The sequence below is a fragment of the Kribbella sp. NPDC055071 genome, from assembly GCF_053608045.1.
In genome coordinates this window covers 172,856-188,222 of the sequence record NZ_JBSGUS010000004.1, presented here as the reverse complement: position 1 = coordinate 188,222, position 15,367 = coordinate 172,856, and the positions used below count along the sequence as shown (strand labels likewise).

The 15,367-nt window shown below is 68.3% G+C and carries 15 protein-coding genes; 10 read left to right on the top strand and 5 right to left on the bottom strand.

Features of this window, described 5'->3' with window-relative positions; all coding sequences use genetic code 11:
- Window positions 1-120 precede the first annotated feature (120 nt).
- A complete protein-coding gene (locus ACWF4Z_RS09415; protein ID WP_452242498.1) occupies window positions 121-2,646 on the top strand; it encodes a polynucleotide kinase-phosphatase in 2,526 nt (841 codons plus the stop codon).
- A 9-nt stretch (window positions 2,647-2,655) separates the two neighbouring features.
- Here ACWF4Z_RS09415 and ACWF4Z_RS09410 read toward each other — a convergent pair whose 3' ends face one another.
- Window positions 2,656-3,249 (bottom strand): TetR/AcrR family transcriptional regulator, encoded by a 594-nt coding sequence (locus ACWF4Z_RS09410; RefSeq protein WP_452242497.1) that lies wholly within the window; start codon window positions 3,247-3,249, stop codon window positions 2,656-2,658.
- Between the two features lie 82 nt (window positions 3,250-3,331).
- On the opposite strand from ACWF4Z_RS09410, the gene ACWF4Z_RS09405 reads away from it, so the two are divergent.
- Window positions 3,332-3,808 (top strand): ester cyclase, encoded by a 477-nt coding sequence (locus ACWF4Z_RS09405; protein WP_452242496.1) that lies wholly within the window; start codon window positions 3,332-3,334, stop codon window positions 3,806-3,808.
- Between the two features lie 27 nt (window positions 3,809-3,835).
- Here the strand turns inward: ACWF4Z_RS09405 and ACWF4Z_RS09400 are convergent, their stop codons facing one another.
- Window positions 3,836-4,828, bottom strand: coding sequence for a carbohydrate kinase family protein (locus ACWF4Z_RS09400; protein WP_452242495.1), 993 nt, complete (start codon window positions 4,826-4,828; stop codon window positions 3,836-3,838).
- Between the two features lie 107 nt (window positions 4,829-4,935).
- Between ACWF4Z_RS09400 and ACWF4Z_RS09395 the strand changes: the two genes are divergently transcribed.
- From ACWF4Z_RS09395 to ACWF4Z_RS09370, 6 genes are read left to right on the top strand one after another with little or no spacing between them, the layout of a single operon-like run.
- Entirely contained in the window at window positions 4,936-5,571 is a 636-nt protein-coding gene (locus ACWF4Z_RS09395) for an O-methyltransferase (RefSeq protein ID WP_452242494.1), read from the top strand.
- On the top strand, window positions 5,568-6,233 hold the full coding sequence (locus ACWF4Z_RS09390) for an ABC transporter ATP-binding protein (RefSeq protein WP_452242493.1): 666 nt from the start codon (window positions 5,568-5,570) through the stop codon (window positions 6,231-6,233). The genes ACWF4Z_RS09395 and ACWF4Z_RS09390 overlap by 4 nt, the downstream gene beginning before the upstream one ends.
- Entirely contained in the window at window positions 6,230-7,786 is a 1,557-nt protein-coding gene (locus ACWF4Z_RS09385) for a DUF6297 family protein (protein ID WP_452242492.1), read from the top strand. Before ACWF4Z_RS09390 ends, ACWF4Z_RS09385 begins: the two co-directional genes overlap by 4 nt.
- Window positions 7,787-7,830: 44 nt before the next feature.
- The gene (locus tag ACWF4Z_RS09380; protein ID WP_452242491.1) at window positions 7,831-8,172 is read left to right on the top strand and encodes a PadR family transcriptional regulator; all 342 of its coding nucleotides are present in this window, start codon (window positions 7,831-7,833) and stop codon (window positions 8,170-8,172) included.
- Window positions 8,169-8,705, top strand: coding sequence for an HAAS signaling domain-containing protein (locus tag ACWF4Z_RS09375; protein WP_452242490.1), 537 nt, complete (start codon window positions 8,169-8,171; stop codon window positions 8,703-8,705). Before ACWF4Z_RS09380 ends, ACWF4Z_RS09375 begins: the two co-directional genes overlap by 4 nt.
- Window positions 8,702-9,274 (top strand): HAAS signaling domain-containing protein, encoded by a 573-nt coding sequence (locus ACWF4Z_RS09370; RefSeq protein WP_452242489.1) that lies wholly within the window; start codon window positions 8,702-8,704, stop codon window positions 9,272-9,274. The genes ACWF4Z_RS09375 and ACWF4Z_RS09370 overlap by 4 nt, the downstream gene beginning before the upstream one ends.
- Here ACWF4Z_RS09370 and ACWF4Z_RS09365 read toward each other — a convergent pair.
- The 3 genes from ACWF4Z_RS09365 to ACWF4Z_RS09355 form a co-directional block, all read right to left on the bottom strand.
- Window positions 9,257-9,562, bottom strand: a complete 306-nt coding sequence (locus ACWF4Z_RS09365; protein ID WP_452242488.1) for a pyrophosphatase — start codon at window positions 9,560-9,562, stop codon at window positions 9,257-9,259. The genes ACWF4Z_RS09370 and ACWF4Z_RS09365 overlap by 18 nt on opposite strands.
- A gap of 79 nt (window positions 9,563-9,641) precedes the next feature.
- Window positions 9,642-10,433, bottom strand: a complete 792-nt coding sequence (locus ACWF4Z_RS09360) for a peptidoglycan recognition protein family protein (RefSeq protein ID WP_452242487.1) — start codon at window positions 10,431-10,433, stop codon at window positions 9,642-9,644.
- Between the two features lie 178 nt (window positions 10,434-10,611).
- On the bottom strand, window positions 10,612-11,667 hold the full coding sequence (locus tag ACWF4Z_RS09355; RefSeq protein ID WP_452242486.1) for an LLM class flavin-dependent oxidoreductase: 1,056 nt from the start codon (window positions 11,665-11,667) through the stop codon (window positions 10,612-10,614).
- An 89-nt stretch (window positions 11,668-11,756) separates the two neighbouring features.
- Between ACWF4Z_RS09355 and ACWF4Z_RS09350 the strand changes: the two genes are divergently transcribed.
- The gene (locus tag ACWF4Z_RS09350; RefSeq protein ID WP_452242485.1) at window positions 11,757-13,172 is read left to right on the top strand and encodes a DUF2252 domain-containing protein; all 1,416 of its coding nucleotides are present in this window, start codon (window positions 11,757-11,759) and stop codon (window positions 13,170-13,172) included.
- A gap of 164 nt (window positions 13,173-13,336) precedes the next feature.
- The gene (locus ACWF4Z_RS09345) at window positions 13,337-15,229 is read left to right on the top strand and encodes a glycoside hydrolase family 76 protein (RefSeq protein WP_452242484.1); all 1,893 of its coding nucleotides are present in this window, start codon (window positions 13,337-13,339) and stop codon (window positions 15,227-15,229) included.
- Window positions 15,230-15,367: the final 138 nt, after the last annotated feature.

Below are 15,367 nucleotides of genomic sequence, written 5' to 3'. Positions count from 1 at the left end.
ACCGCCCCCGCCGGTGCCGTCCTCGGGGGGGCGCCCACCACGGTGGGGTTTTTCACCCTACACCCCCCCGCCCGGGCCGCCCCCCCGCGGCCATCGGCGGGCCGAAGCGGTGGTGGAGCGATGAGCGAGCTGCAGATCCCAAGCCTGTGTCTTGTCGTGCTCGTGGGGGCTAGTGGGTCGGGGAAATCGACGTTTGCGCGGGCGCACTTCAGGGGGACCGAGGTTGTTTCGAGTGACTTCTGCCGGGGGTTGGTGTCGGACGACGAGAATGATCAGGCGGCGACCAAGGACGCGTTCGAGGTGTTGCACTTCATCGCGGCGAAGCGGCTCGCGGCCGGGCGGTTGACGGTGATCGACGCGACCAACGTGCAGCCCGAGGCGCGCCGGGAGTTGGTGGAGCTCGCCCGGCAGTACGACGTACTCCCGGTGGCGATCGTGCTGGATCTGCCGGAGCGCGTCAGCGTCGAGCGGAACGAGCAGCGACCGGATCGGCAGTTCGGGACCAAGGTGATCGCGCGCCAGCGGTCCCAGCTGAAGCGCGGCCTGCGGAACCTGAAGCGCGAAGGCTTCCGCACCATCCACGTGCTCACGAGCGTCGAGGAGGTCGATGCCGTCAGCATCGAACGCACCCGGCTCTTCAACGACCGCAGGGATGTGACCGGCCCGTTCGACCTCATCGGTGACGTGCACGGCTGCCGTCCCGAGCTCGAGCAACTCCTCACCGACCTCGGCTACACGCTCACCCGTGACGATCTCGGCCGCCCGGTCGACGCCGTCCACCCGGACCGTCAGGCGGTCTTCGTCGGCGACCTGGTCGACCGCGGTCCGGACACCCCCGGCGTGCTACGACTGGTGATGGGGATGGTTGCCCACGGCCACGCTTTCTGTGTCCCCGGCAACCACGAGGACAAGTTGCTCAAGGCCCTCAGGGGCAAGAACGTGCGAATCAGCCACGGTCTCGAGACCACGCTGGAGCAACTCGCGGTCGAGCCGCCCGAGTTCCGCGCCGAGGTCGAGTCGTTCATCGACGGCCTGATCTCGCACTACGTCTTCGACGGCGGCAACCTCGTCGTCGCCCACGCCGGCCTGATCGAGCGGATGCACGGCCGCGCCTCCGGCCGGGTCCGATCCTTCTGCCTGTACGGCGAAACGACCGGCGAGACCGACGAGTTCGGCCTGCCGGTCCGGTATCCGTGGGCCAACGAGTACCGCGGCCGCGCGATGGTCGTCTACGGCCACACGCCGACCCCGGAACCGGAGTGGATCAACAACACGATCTGCCTCGACACCGGGTGCGTGTTCGGCGGCGAGCTGACGGCGCTGCGGTACCCGGAGCGTGAGCTGGTCGCGGTGCAGGCCGCCAAGGAGTACTACGCGCCCGCGAAGCCGTTGCATGTGGCAAGCGCTCCGACCCGTGAGCCCGATGTGCTCGAGCTGACGGACGTGACCGGTCGCCGGGTGATCGAGACCTCGTCGCACGGACGGATCAGTGTCCGGGCCGAGCAGGCAGGTGCGGCGCTGGAGGTGATGAGCCGGTTCGCGATCGATCCACGGTTCCTGCTGTACCTGCCGCCGACCATGAGCCCGGTCGCGACCTCGCCGGAGCCCGGCCTGCTGGAACACCCGCTGCAGGCCTTCGAGACCTATCGCACGCAGGGTGTCACCGAGCTGGTGTGCGAGGAGAAGCACATGGGTTCGCGGGCCGTCGTCTTGCTGACGCGGGACGACGACGTGGCCGAGAAACGCTTCGGTCTGGCGGGGCGTGGCGCGATCCACACCCGGACTGGACGGTCGTTCTTCAACCCCGCGTTGACCGACGAGCTGCTGCTTCGACTGCGCGCGATCGTCGAGGAGGCAGGGGTTTTCGCGGAGCTCGACACCTCCTGGCTGCTGCTCGACGCCGAGCTGCTCCCGTGGAGCGCGAAGGCCGCGGACCTGCTGCGCAATCAGTACGCCGCCGTTGGTGCGGCCGCGCGGACATCGTTGCCAGCAGCAACTGAGGCGCTCAGGTCAGCCGTTGCGGCCGGGCTGGAGCTCGGTGATTTGCTCGCCGGGACAGAGCGTCGTACGACGAACGTCGCGAGGTTCACTGATGCGTATCGGCGGTACTGCTGGCCGACGGACGGGCTCGACGGCGTCCGGATCGCGCCGTTCCAGGTGCTGGCGTCGGAGGGAGCGACGTACCAGGAACGACCGCATGCTTGGCATCTGGGCGTCGCGGACCGTCTCGTTGCCGTCGGCCCCGAACTGATCACGCCGACGCGGCGACTGTTCGTGGACCCGGAGAACTGGGACGCCGGGATCGCGTGGTGGGAGGAGCTCACCGGCGCCGGTGGTGAGGGCATGGTGGTCAAGCCGGCCGCCAACCTGGTCCGGACGAAGAAGGGGCTCGCGCAGCCTGGGCTGAAGGTCCGCGGGCAGGAGTACCTGCGCCTCATCTATGGTCCGGACTACACCGAGCCGGCCAACTTCGAGCGGCTCCGCGACCGCAACCTCGGTCACAAACGCTCGCTGGCACTGCGCGAGTACGCCATCGGCCTGGAGTCCCTCGACCGCGCCGCCCGCGGCGAACCCCTCTGGCGAATCCACGAAACCGTCTTCGCCGTCCTGGCCCTCGAATCAGAACCAGTAGACCCCCGCCTCTGAGCGACGTCGCTACAGGAGTTGGCGTTCCAGGGAGTCGGCGACGAAGTGTTCGAACTCTTGGGGGGTCCAGCCGGACTCGTCGACGAGCTCTTGGTAGACGCCGGGGGCGGCCAGGGCGCGGTAGACCGCTTGGGCTTGCTTGAGGGGGATCCGGAGCTCGGGCTCGATGGAGGCGATGATCGCGTCCATCACCTGGTTGCGGCCGGCCAGTTTGGAGCGGAGGAGTGCTCTGGTCTCGGCGCTCTCGTCGGTGGCGGCCTCGAAGATCAGGACGACGTCGAAGCCCGCGGCGTACAGGTTCGTGAGCCAGCCCGCGGCGCCGCGCAGCCGCTCGACCGGGTCGTCGATCGCGAACACCTGTTGGGCGCGCTCCATCGCGCCGGCGTCGGCGAGCCACTGGTCGCAGATCAGCGACAGGATCTCCCGCTTGGTGCCGAACGCCGAGTACACCGTCCTGGTCGCGACGCCCGCCGCTTTGGCGATCGCGTCGATGCTGGTCGCGCCGTACCCCTGGACGGCGAAGAGCCGGCGCGCGGCCTGCGCGATCCGGATCCGGGTCTCCTCGGCCTGCACCTGGCGATAGGACTTGACAGCCTCGGCCATGTGGGCACACTATCACTGTGTTCAGTGCAGTGACACTGCATCGAGTGCACGGATAGTGTAATCAAACTCAGGGGGTTCAGACATGGCTGCTTTCAAGGCGTTCACTGGTACGACGACGGACCCGGCGACGCGCGGTCCGCTCGCGGTGCTGGAACGGATCCTGCACCAGGGGTTCGGGACGGGGGACGAGACGATCGTCGACGAGCTGTGCTCACCGGAGCTGGTCGAGCATCAGTTCGGCCTGGCCGGGCGGGGTGGCCAGGCGCTCGATCACGTGAAGGCGGCCATCCGGCAGGTGCACGAGATCATGCCGGACATCGTCTACACGCTCGAGGACTCGGTCGTCGTCGGCGATGTGGCCTGGGTGCGCGGACGGGCCCGCGGGACCGCGACCGGAGCGTTCTTCGGACCGCCCAGCAATGCGCCGATCGACATGGCCCTCTTCGAGATGGCGCGCGTCGTCGACGGTTACATGGTCGAGCACTGGGGGTGCCCGGACCGTTTCGCGCTGCTCGCCCAGACAGGCGCGCTGGCCCGGCTGACCGACGCCAAGCCGTAGTCGGTCAGCAGGGCCTTCAGGATCGGATCAGGACGGGTTGACCTGCGCCGGGAGAGCGGTAGCTGCCGTTGCGGCGGCGGGGGCGCCGTACGCGGTGGAGAGGCGGTCGAGGAAGCCGGCCTGGTCGAGGGTGTACTCCTGGGTGCCGACGGTCTCGAGGACCGTGGTGGCCAGCGTGCAGCCGAGGTGGGCGGCGGCCTCGTGGTCGAGGCCGGCCGAGCGTCCGGTCAGGTAGCCGGCCCGGAACGCGTCGCCGCCGCCGGTCGGGTCGACCAGGCCGGGCGCGGGGACGGCCGGGATCTTGGCCAGGATGCCGTCCTTGTTCTCGATCACGACGCCGTCGCCGCCGTGCGTGGTGATCCGGACGTCGACCCGCGCCAGGATCTCGTCGTGGCTCCAGCCGGTCTTCTGCACCATCAGACCGGCTTCGTACTCGTTGCTGAACAGGTACGACGCTCCGTCGATCAGCCGGCGGATATCCGCGCCGTCCATCCGCGCCATCTGCTGCGACGGGTCCGCGGCCACCGCGATCCCGTGCTGCTTGGCCAGCTCCGTGTGCTTGAGCATGCCCTCCGGGTCGTCCGCACCGACCAGCACCAGGTCGATCCCGCCCGTCGCCGCGTGGATCGCGCCCAGGTCGAGCTCGCGCGCTTGCGCCATCGCGCCGGTGTAGAACGACGCGATCTGGTTGGCGTCGAGGTCCGTCGTACAGGTGAACCGGGCGGTGTGTACGTTCTCACACACCCGCACGTGCGAGACGTCGACGCCGGCGTCCGTCAGGGCCGCGCCGTACTCGGCGAAGTCCGCACCGACCGAGCCGACCAGCACCGACGGCTGCCCGAGCTGGGCCATGCCGTAGCAGATGTTCGCCGCGACCCCGCCACGGTGGACCACGAGCTCGTCGACCAGGAAGGACAGCGAAACCTTGTGCATCTGTTCCTCGAGGAACTGGTCCTTGAACCGGCCCGGGAACGTCATCAGGATGTCGGTCGCGATCGATCCGGCGACGGCGATGCGCATACGGTGTGCTCCCTAGGATTTCGGCAAGGCGTGGGGTCGCTGTGCGACGTGCAGACGGCCAATAGAGACTACAGGCGACCGATCTAATACATGGAGGGCGGGAATTCATGGGCCATCAGGTACCGGTGACCGAGGAACTGCACGATTACATGGTCGCGCACGGGATGCCGCTGGACGAGATCGCGACCGAGCTGAGGACCGAGACCGAGGCCCTGGGCAGTGCCGCGGGCATGCTGACCACCGCCGACCAGGCCGCCCTGCTCACCACGCTGACCCGGCTGATCGCGGCCCGCCGCGCGGTCGAGATCGGGACCTTCACCGGCTTCTCCGCGCTGGCGATCTCGCGGGGGCTGCCCGACGACGGCGAGCTGATCTGCCTCGACGTCAGCGACGAATGGACCTCGATCGGCCGCAAGTACTGGGAGCGGGCCGGTGTGGCGGACAAGATCGACCTGCGGATCGGTGACGCGCACGAGTCGGCCAAGAAGCTCGAGGGCGAGTTCGACCTGGCCTTCGTGGACGCCGACAAGGACTGGTACATCCAGTACTTCGAGGACGTGCTGCCGCTGATCCGGCCGAACGGGCTGATGATGTTCGACAACACCCTGGCCGGCGGGCGCGTGATCGACGCCGACGGACCGGCCGACCGCAAGGAGTTCAACGCGCACGTCGCCAAGGACGACCGGGTCGATGTGGTCATGGTCGGTATCGGCGACGGATTGACGCTGGTCCGCAAGAAGTGAGCCCGAAGGCGAGCAAGGCAGGTAGCAAGCCGGCCCCGCGGCTGAGCGTGAAGGATCTCCAGCACAAGTACGGCGACCGCCCGGTGATCGAGGGGCTGACCTTCACGCTGGCCGCCGGACAGGCGATCGCGCTGGTCGGCCCGAACGGCGCCGGCAAGACGACCGTACTGAAGTGCATCGTCGGCTCGGCCGAACCCGCGGCAGGCACGATCCTGCTCGACGGCAAGCCGATCGACGAACGGGCCGAGTCGGTACGGCGCGATGTCGCCACGCTGCTCGACGACCTGGACTTCTTCCCCGACCTCACCGCGGCCGAACACCTGGACCTGCTCGCCCGCGCGCACGGCAACCCCGAGCCGGAGGACCTGGTCGACAGCGTCCTGCACGACATCGGCCTGCTCCCGGCCGCCGATCAGTTGCCCGGCTCGTTGTCGTCGGGGCAGCGTCGCCGGCTCGCGTTGGCGACGGCGCTGGTCCGCCCGCGCAAGCTGATGGTGCTCGACGAGCCCGAGGCCCGGCTCGACACCGGCGGCGTGAAGTGGTTGTCGGATCGCCTGATCGAGGAGAAGAAGTCCGGTACGTCGATCCTGTTCGCCAGCCATGACCCGGCGCTGGTGGAGGCGGTCGCGGACTCCATCGTGACTCTGACCCCGCTGCCATGAGTACGGCGGACGGCCCGGTCACGTTCGACCCGGCGGACTTCGGCGCGATCCCGACCTCACGCGGGCTGCGGCAGTGGATGCGCAAGACCCGGCGGCGGCACGCGGATCGCTCGTTCTGGCAGCTGTTCGAGGACGTCTATCTGGTGGTCTTCACCCTGGCCATGGTCGGCGCGACCGCCGGGAACGTCATCCATCACCTCAACACCAATGCCGCCCGGTGTACGTCGCTGTCCTGCCTGGACCTCACCACGTACTTTCCGTGGATCCTCGTTCCGTTGCTCGTGGCAACCACATTGCGGGTGCTGCTGAGTGTGGGGCCGGTCGCGGCGTCGCGGGCGGCCGGGTTCTGGTTGCTCGCCACCCCCGTGAAACGGACGGCGTTGCTGCGTCCGGCGTACTGGCTCGTGATCGCTGCGGTGGCTGTGATCGGCGCGGTCGTGTCTGTGGTTGCTTGGGCGATCCTCGGGTCGACGTGGGGTTCGATCTGGGAGGCGGCGCTGCTGACGGCGATGCTGATGGTCTGCGCTGCGTGCGTGACGGTGTGGGCTCAGCAGTCGTTGCGGCGGAGCAAGTGGACGCTGCGGGTCGCGGATCTGCTGTTGATCCTGGCCCTGATTCCGGCGGTCTGGTTGGCGACCCGGCGCGATTCTCCTGATCCCGTGCAGAGCGCGAACGTCGTGATCAGCGGCTTCGGCGACGGCTCGGACTCGAATTCGTTGTTCTTCCTGGACCAGAACGCCCTGCGGCTGATCGGGCTGGGCGGTCTGGTGGTTGCCGTCGTGCTGGTCGTGATCGCGTCGCGGATGCTGGGCAGGCTTAGCCGGACGAGCGTGATCGCGGGTGGAGAGTTGCTCGCCGGTCTGGCGGGTGCTGCGAGCAGCCTCGACATCAGCATGCTCGCCGATGTGGTGTCCGGACGGCACTGGCGGTTGAAGGGTCGCGTGCACACGCGTCGCGGTCGGGGTGCGAACGGCGCGGCGCTGGTGCATCGCGAGTTCTTGCGGATCCTGCGGTGGCCACGACGACTCGTGATCGGGTTCGCGCTGCTCGTCGTGCCGTATGCGGTCGCGGGCGCGGGGTTCGCCGTACTCGTGCCGATCGCGGCCGGGTTCGCCGGGTTTGTTGCCGTCCGCCCCTTGATGGACGGGCTGCGGTCGGTCTGCCGATCCACCGGACTGGTCCGCGCTCTCGGCATGGATCTGCGCGACCTGCGCGTCATCATGGCCGTCGTCCCGGGCTTCTTCGCGGTGGTGTGGGCAGCGCTGGCGTCCCCGGCGATCGGGAGCGGCGCGGCCACGTTCGCAGTGGCCGCCGGGATGATCGCCGGCGCGGTCCGCCAGGCGTCGGCCCGGCCCCCGTCGTACGCCGGACCTCTCGTCTCCTCGCCCATGGGCGCGATCCCACCCGGCCTCTTCTCCCAGCCGATGCGAGGCTTCGACCTGCTCCTGCTCTGCCTGGTCCCGGTCCTGCTGAACCTCAGCTCCTTCTGGGTCCTGGCCATCCCGGCCTTCGTCCTGGCGATCATGTTCGCCGTCCGCCCGAAAACCAACTGACCCTGTCCTGGCTTATCTTGGTGTGGACAGGTACCTTGTGGTGCATGGTAGCGGAGAAGGTCTTCACCCAGCTGCGGCGCGGGACGCTCGAGTTCTGCGTGCTGGCGTTGTTGCAGGGGGAGGAGCGTTACGGTTTCGACCTCGTAAAGGCGCTCGGGGAGGTGGACGGACTGGTCACCACCGAGGGCACGATCTATCCGTTGCTCGCGCGGCTGCGCCGGGAGGGGCTGGTCGAGACCACCTGGCGCGAGTCCGGGTCCGGGCCGCCGCGGCGCTACTACAAGTCCACGGTCGAGGGCAGCCGCGCGCTGGCCGCGTTCGCCGCGGACTGGGAGAGGTTCCGGACGTCGGTGGACACGATCTTGCGGCAAGGGAGACGGGGATGAATGTGCAGCACGATGGTCAGCAGCTGGTCGACGCGTACCTGGAGTACTTGACCAAGGCCGCCGAGCCGTTGCCGGCGGAACGGCGTACCGAGCTCGTCGCGGAAGTGACCTCGCATATCGCGGAGGCCCGGGCCGCCGGGGCCACCTCTGACCGCGAGGTCCAGCAGGTGCTGCGACAGCTGGGTGATCCGGACGACATCGTTGCCGCCGCCACCGATGGCCTGGTCCTGGTCGAGCAGCCGCCCCGGTTGCGGCTGCGGGACTTCGCCGCGCTGGCGCTGCTCCTGTTCGGGCCTGCCCTGCTGGTGATCGGCTGGGTGGCCGGTGTCGTCCTGCTGTGGACCTCCGACCGGTGGACACGAGGCGAGAAGTTGCTCGGGATCCTGGCCTGGCCGTTCAGCTATGCCGCCGCGGTGGCCGGCGAGATGCTCTTCCAGCCACAGATCTGGATGGACATGGTGGGCGCCGCTGTGATCGCGGTCGCCGTCACCGTCGTGCTGGCGAAGAACGCCCGTCCGGGGCGGGCGGCATGAGTGCGCAGCAGGACAGCGACCGGCTGGTCGACGCGTACCTGGAGTACTTGACCAAGGCCGCCGAGCCGCTGCCGGTGGACCGGCGGACGGACCTGATCGCCGAGGTGACGGCGCATATCGCCGACGCGCGGGCGGCGGGGGCGACCTCCGAGGACGAGATCCGGGCGATGCTGAAGCGACTCGGCGATCCGGACGACATCGTCGCGGCCGCCACCGACGGCTTGGTGCTGGTCGATCGGTATCGGCCGCGGTTTCGGAGCCGGGAGATCGGCGGGCTGCTGCTCGTCCCCTTCGGCGCGTTCGTCTTCGGGGCCGGCTGGCTGCTAGGGCTCTTCCTGCTGTGGACGTCGGACCGCTGGACCCGGGGCGAGAAGTGGCTGGCCACGCTCGTGTGGCCGCTCGGGTACGTCGGTGTTGTCGTCGCCGTCACGTATCCCGAGCCGGACGGCGTCCACGTCCCGCCGGCGCTCGGCATTGCCGTGGGCATCCTGATCGCGCTCGCCCCGCTGGCCGTCCTGGTGAAGCTGATCAAGAACGCGCGGCCAGGCCGCTCACACCTCGCGCGCTAGCCACTTCTGCTCGATCTCGCGCGGGAGGTCGACGTCGTACTGCCGCGCGAGCAGGAGAAGCTGACAGAACACGTCGGCGAACTCCTGGTGGAAGCCGGCCCGGATCTCTTCCGGCGTGAGGCCCTTGGGCCGGGCGCGACCCGTGTGCTGGAGATAGGCCTGGGTCAGCTCGCCCATCTCCTCCTGCAGCTTCAGCAGGAACCAGTCCGGATCACGGTCGAAACCGAGGTCCTCGCAGTACCGGATCGACAGTTTCTCCAAGCGCCCAGACAACTCCGTGAGATCCACGCCCTCACCCAACCAGGGGCCACCGACAAGCAACGCCCCGCGGTCCTGGCGGGATCGCGGGGCGCTGGTGGCAACTGCTCTAGTGGTCGGCAACCGGCTGCGGATCTCCCGGCGCCTCGTCGACGGGGTCTCCGATGTCAGGGATCGGGTCCGCGGGTGGGACCAGCGGCTTGTCGAGGCCGTTGTCCTCGGCGATCGCCACGCGGGAGACGTCGGCCTCGATCCGGTTGAGCTGCTTGCGGATGGCGGTCCCGGTGCCGTCCGAGGCCACCCAGAACCGCTTCATGTACTCCTCGATCTCGGCCTGCATCATGGCCCTGAGCTGTGCCTGTGTGTACGGCAAGTCGTCCTCCACGTGACCTGGGGTGAATTCGCCGCGAGAGATCGCGGTGCGGGCGGCCGGTCCGGGACAGTCGGTGGGTTCCGGGCGGACCGCGGAGTGCGGCAGGATCGCCGTACCGTGCGGAAAGATCTTGCGGAAGTCCGCGATCACCCCGCGGGTGGTCGCCTTCATGGCGGCGGTCGGCTGCTCCCCGGTGACCAGGACCAGCAGGATCGCGCCGTACCGTTCGTTCACGTCGTTGTTGCCGTTGGCGGCCGATTGAACGCGCAGACCGCGCAGCGCCCAGGCACGACCGGCCTGGTCGACCGCGACCTGGTACGCGATATCGGACCAGCCTCGATCGTCCATGTGGTAGTTCTGCCAGCCACGCAAGGCGGACGCGACCGCCGCCTGGGTGTGGATGACCTTGGTGGACCCGGTCCCGGGCCAGTGGATGACCGCGCCTTGAACCCGCGACACGGTCAGGCTTCCCGGCCCCGAGTTCGGCGATCGCGCATTCCATGCGGACCGGGGCAGATAAACAACCATCAGTGCTCCTCACGTGCCTCACAGCACCTGCTTCCCCAACGCTGGCGCTCAGTAATCAAACGATCACACTCAGCGCGCAACGTCAAGGGCTAACTGGCGCCATCCACTCAATCAGGCACGGACCCCGCTGTCTTGCCGACTCACGTGTCGCCGGGCTGTTTGCTCAGCCCGGTTTCCTTCAGGCGGTTGTGAGCAGCGGGAGGAGCTGGTCGCCGATCCGGATGATCTCTTCGCGGTACGGCGTGTCCGACAGGATGAAGTGGGTGACGCCGAGGTCCTGGTACTTGCGCAGCGACTTCGCCACGTCGTCCGGTGATCCGACGAGCCACGTCGTACCGGCGCCGCCTCCGCCGTACTTCCCGGGTGCGGTGTAGAGGTTGTCGTCGAGGACCTCACCGCGCTCGGCCAGGTCGAGCAGACGCTGCTGCCCGACCGCCTTGAACCACAGGCGATCCCGCGACCCGAAGGCCTCGGCCATCTTCGCGACCTTCGCCTCCGCGTCGGTCCACGCCTGCTCGGTGGTGTCGCGGACCAGCGTGGTGATCCGCAGGCCGAACTCGAGCGGCGGGTGTTCGCGACCGAGTTCGGCCTCGAGCGTGCGCAGCCGGCTGATGCGCTCGGCGATCCCGTCCAGCGGCTCACCCCAGAACAGCTGCACATCCGCGTCCGTGGCTGCCACCCGCTGCGCCGCCTCCGACGCCCCGCCGAAATACAGCCGCGGATGCGGCCTTCCGTCCCGTACGACGGGACGCGACGCGACCGTGGACCCGGAGACCGAGAAGTGCTCGCCGGAGAACGTCACGTCCTCCTCGGTCCACAACCGCCGGACGAGCTGCAGGAACTCACGGGTCCGGGCGTAGCGCTGCGCCTGGTCACCCTCGGAGTCGCCGTACGCCGTGAGGTTGTCCTGACCCGAGACGATGTTGACCAGCAGCCGCCCGCCGGTCAGCTGATCCAGCGTCCCCGCCGCCGAGGCGAAGTGCGCCGGCTGCCAGTACCCCGGCCGGATCGCGACCAGCGGCTGGAACGTCGTCGTCCGCGCGGCCAGTGCGGTCGCGACCGTGAAGGTGTCCGGCCGTCCCCAGCCGGTCCCGATCAGCGCGCCGCCCCAGCCGTGGTCCTCGGTCAGCCGGGCCAGCTCGGTCAGCCGGTCGAGGCTGTTGTGTCCCTGGGCGGCGTCGTCCCCGCGGTGACCGGGCTCGACCTGGTTCGGGATGTACCAGAGGAAAGTCATGTAAATGAGTTTAAGTTCATAGGATTAATAGACTTTGGGCTCGTCTCGCTCTCTGGTCAACCGGACCCGGAATGGGTGACGCTGGGGTGATGAGCGACGCTGGAGGGATGAGTACGGCGGCGGAGCGGATGGCGTGGGGGAAGGCAGTACGCAAGCGGGTTCCGCTGGAGTCCCATGCGGAGGTACCTGCGGGCAAGGACCGGGATCCGATCGGGCTGCTGGCGAGCCAGGAGGCCGGGCGGGTGCCGGAGCTGGTGCCGATCCGGCATGGGCGGATGCTGGTGTCGCCGTTCACGTTCTATCGCGGTGGGGCGCTGATCATGGCCGCGGATCTCGCGCGGACGCCGGAGACCGGTCTGTCGGTGCAGTTGTGCGGGGACGCGCATCTGTCCAACTTCGGTGCGTACGCGTCACCCGAGCGGCGCCTGGTCTTCGACATCAACGACTTCGACGAGACGTTGCCCGGGTCGTTCGAGTGGGACGTGAAGCGGTTGGCGACGAGTTTCGTGGTGGCCGGCTCGGACAACGGCTTCAGCCCGAAGGTGTGCCGCGGTCTCGCGGTGACCGCGGTCCGGAACTACCGCGAGGCGATGCGCGCGTTCGCCGGTCAGTCCATCCTCGACGTCTGGTACGCGCGACTCGATGTCGAGGATGTGGCCACGCAGTACCGGGCCCAGCTGTCGTCCGCCGAGCGGAAGCGACGCAAGTCCGGACTCAAGGTCGCCGACGCGCAGCTCGCGCACGCCTACACGCGGAACAATCTGCAGGCGATCGGGAAGCTGACCGAGGTCGTCGACGGCCGCCGGCGGATCGTCTCGGACCCACCACTGGTCGTCCCGATCGCGGAGCTGGCCGGTGTCGACAGCGACCTGGTGGTCGACCAGTTGCACGAACTCGTCACGGAGTACCGAAGCACGCTGCAAGCCGATCGACGACACCTGCTCGACCACTTCCGGCTCACCGATGTCGCGCACAAGGTCGTCGGGGTCGGCAGCGTCGGTACCCGGGCCTGGATCCTGCTGCTCGAGTCGACCGTCGGCGACGAAGCCCTGCTGTTACAGGCGAAACAGGCCGGCGAGTCGGCGCTGAGCACGTACGCCGGTGCCTCGGAACACGTCAACCAGGGTGAGCGCGTGGTGGTCGGCCAACGCCTGATGCAGGCGGCCAGCGACATCTTTCTCGGCTGGGTGCGCGCCGAGGCCGCCGACGGCGAACAGGACTACTACCTGCGGCAGCTGCGTGACTGGAAGCTCTCCGCCGAGATCGGCGACCTCAACCCCGACGCGATGACGCTGTACGCACGCCTGTGCGGCTGGACCTTGGCCCGCGCCCACGCACGCTCCGGCGACCGCTTCGCGATCGCCGCCTACCTGGGCAAATCAGACCACTTCGACGAAGCCGTCGCCGACTTCGCCACCACCTACGCCGAGCGAAACCGGCGCGACCACACCGCCCTCTCCGAAGCCGTCACCACTGGCCGCCTGAAGGCAGAGACCGGCCTCTAGCCGCGGCGCCCGCCGGTCTTCCGGTCAGCTGCTACGGCGGCGGCCCCCTGCGTTCTTGTTGCTACACGGCATTGACATCGTTGTCTGGGGCGGTCACGATACTGCTCGACTGAAACGTTTCCAACCTCGGACAGCCGAGCCGCCACGAAGCAATCGAGGAGATCATGGTCGTGAATCGTGCTGCGCGGATTCTGCGCGCTCTCTTGGCCGGTGGGGTCTGCCTGGCCCTTACGGTGATGTCGATGCAGAACGCCGAAGCTCACCCCGGACCCGGCGCCGCGGGGTCGACCGCGGTGGCGCGGGTCCGGGTCGCCGCCGACGTGCTGATGAGTTCGTACGAGCCGGGGAAGGCCTGGTTCCCGTCGAGCTGGTGGAACTCGGCGGTCGCGTTGCAGACGATCGGCGACTACATGCAGCGGACCGGCGATCGGCGCTATCTGCCACAGCTGGACAACACGTTCGAGAAGGACAAGGGCGTGTTCCCGGCGGGCTACCTGTCGGGCGATCCGCTGCTGGGCAACTTCACCAGTCGCGCCATCGACGACTCGGAGTGGTGGGGGCTGACTTGGGTCCAGGCTTACGACCTCACCAAGAATCGCAAGTACCTCGACATGGCCGTCACCATCGCCGAGTACGTCGAGGGCTACTGGGACCCGAGTAGTTGCGGCGGAGGTGTCTGGTGGAACGGCGAGCGTACGTACAAGAACGCTGTCACGAACGGACTCTGGATCCGCCTCACCGCTGAGCTGCACAACCGGCTGCCCCGGGACAAGCACTGGCTCGGCCGCGCACAAGAGGGTTGGACCTGGTTCACCGGCAGCGGGATGATCAACTCCGCCGGTCTGGTCAACGACGGCCTGACCAGTGACTGCAAGAGCAACAACGACACGGTGTGGAGCTACAACCAGGGCCTTGCCATCGGTGCGGGCCTGGAGCTCTGGCGTGCGACGCGCAACCCGAAAATCCTCACCACAGTACGGCGGCTGGCCGACGCGGCGATCGCACCCGGGGGACTGGTCACCAACGGCGTTCTGACCGAGTACTGCGACGCACCGGACCGCACCTGCGACGACAACGGTAAGCAGTTCAAGGGCATCTTCCAGCGCTACTGGATGGATCTTGCCGACACCACCCACGACCCTCGCTACACCGACTTCGTCGCCCAACAGGCAGCGTCCATCTGGGACAACGACCGCGACGCGGCCGGACGCTTGGGCGAGCGATGGTCTGGTACGACGAACGCCGACCACCCGAACGTGTTCGACTGGCGTACCCAGGCCAGTGCGCTCAGCGCACTGATCGCCGCGGTACCGGTGCCGACGCCGACAAGCTCACTGTCGGCCACTGTGAGTCCTGCCCAGCCTGTAGTGATGCCAGCGGCTGCTGCGACCCACGTGAAGCTTCAGGTCGACGTCCAGGCGACAGGACCGGCGTACCGGCCCGTGAAGGCCGAAGTGCGAGGCGTTGCCCCGGCGGGCTGGACTGTGACCCCGGATCGGCAGACTGTCACGCTGACTCCGAAGGGAAACGCCGTACCTGCGCATGCGTCGGTGGAACTAGATGCGGTCATCCCGGCGGGGACTGCAGACGGCCACTACGCGGTGACCGCTACGGCGACGGCTGGATCTTTGGTCTTCAGTGCCCAGTCCGACATTCTGGTGGCGCACAACGTCGACTTCGACACCGGTACGGCGGCTGAGTTGCCGTGGCTGTGGGACGCGGACGGCTCGCAGAGCAACGGCGTCCAGAACCGCTTCGCCGACGGTCACTCGTACTTCGTCTACCGCTTCCCATTCCCGTCCACCGCGACGGCGGCCTCGGCGACGCTGACGATCGACAACGAGTTCGTCGTCCAGGTCAGCGGCGACGGCCAGCAGTGGACCACAGTCGCCACTGAGACCACCCCTTATCACGATGGCCAGAACAAGGCCGCCCGCACCTTCGACCTCACCCCCTTCCTCGGCGCAGGCAAAGCCGGCTACGTCCGCATCGCCGACTCCTTCCCCGACGACGGCTGGGGCGGTCGCGTCTACCACGTCACCGCCACCTACAACTGACGGCTGATCCCCGCCTCGAGGAGGCGTCCGGACAGCAGACGTCGAGCTCGGCGAGGAGGCCCACGCCCAGCGCGACCCGGGCGTCCAAGCGTGTGGGGGATGGGTTGGGGGGTTGCGTCCGGGGTGGGGGTGTTCACG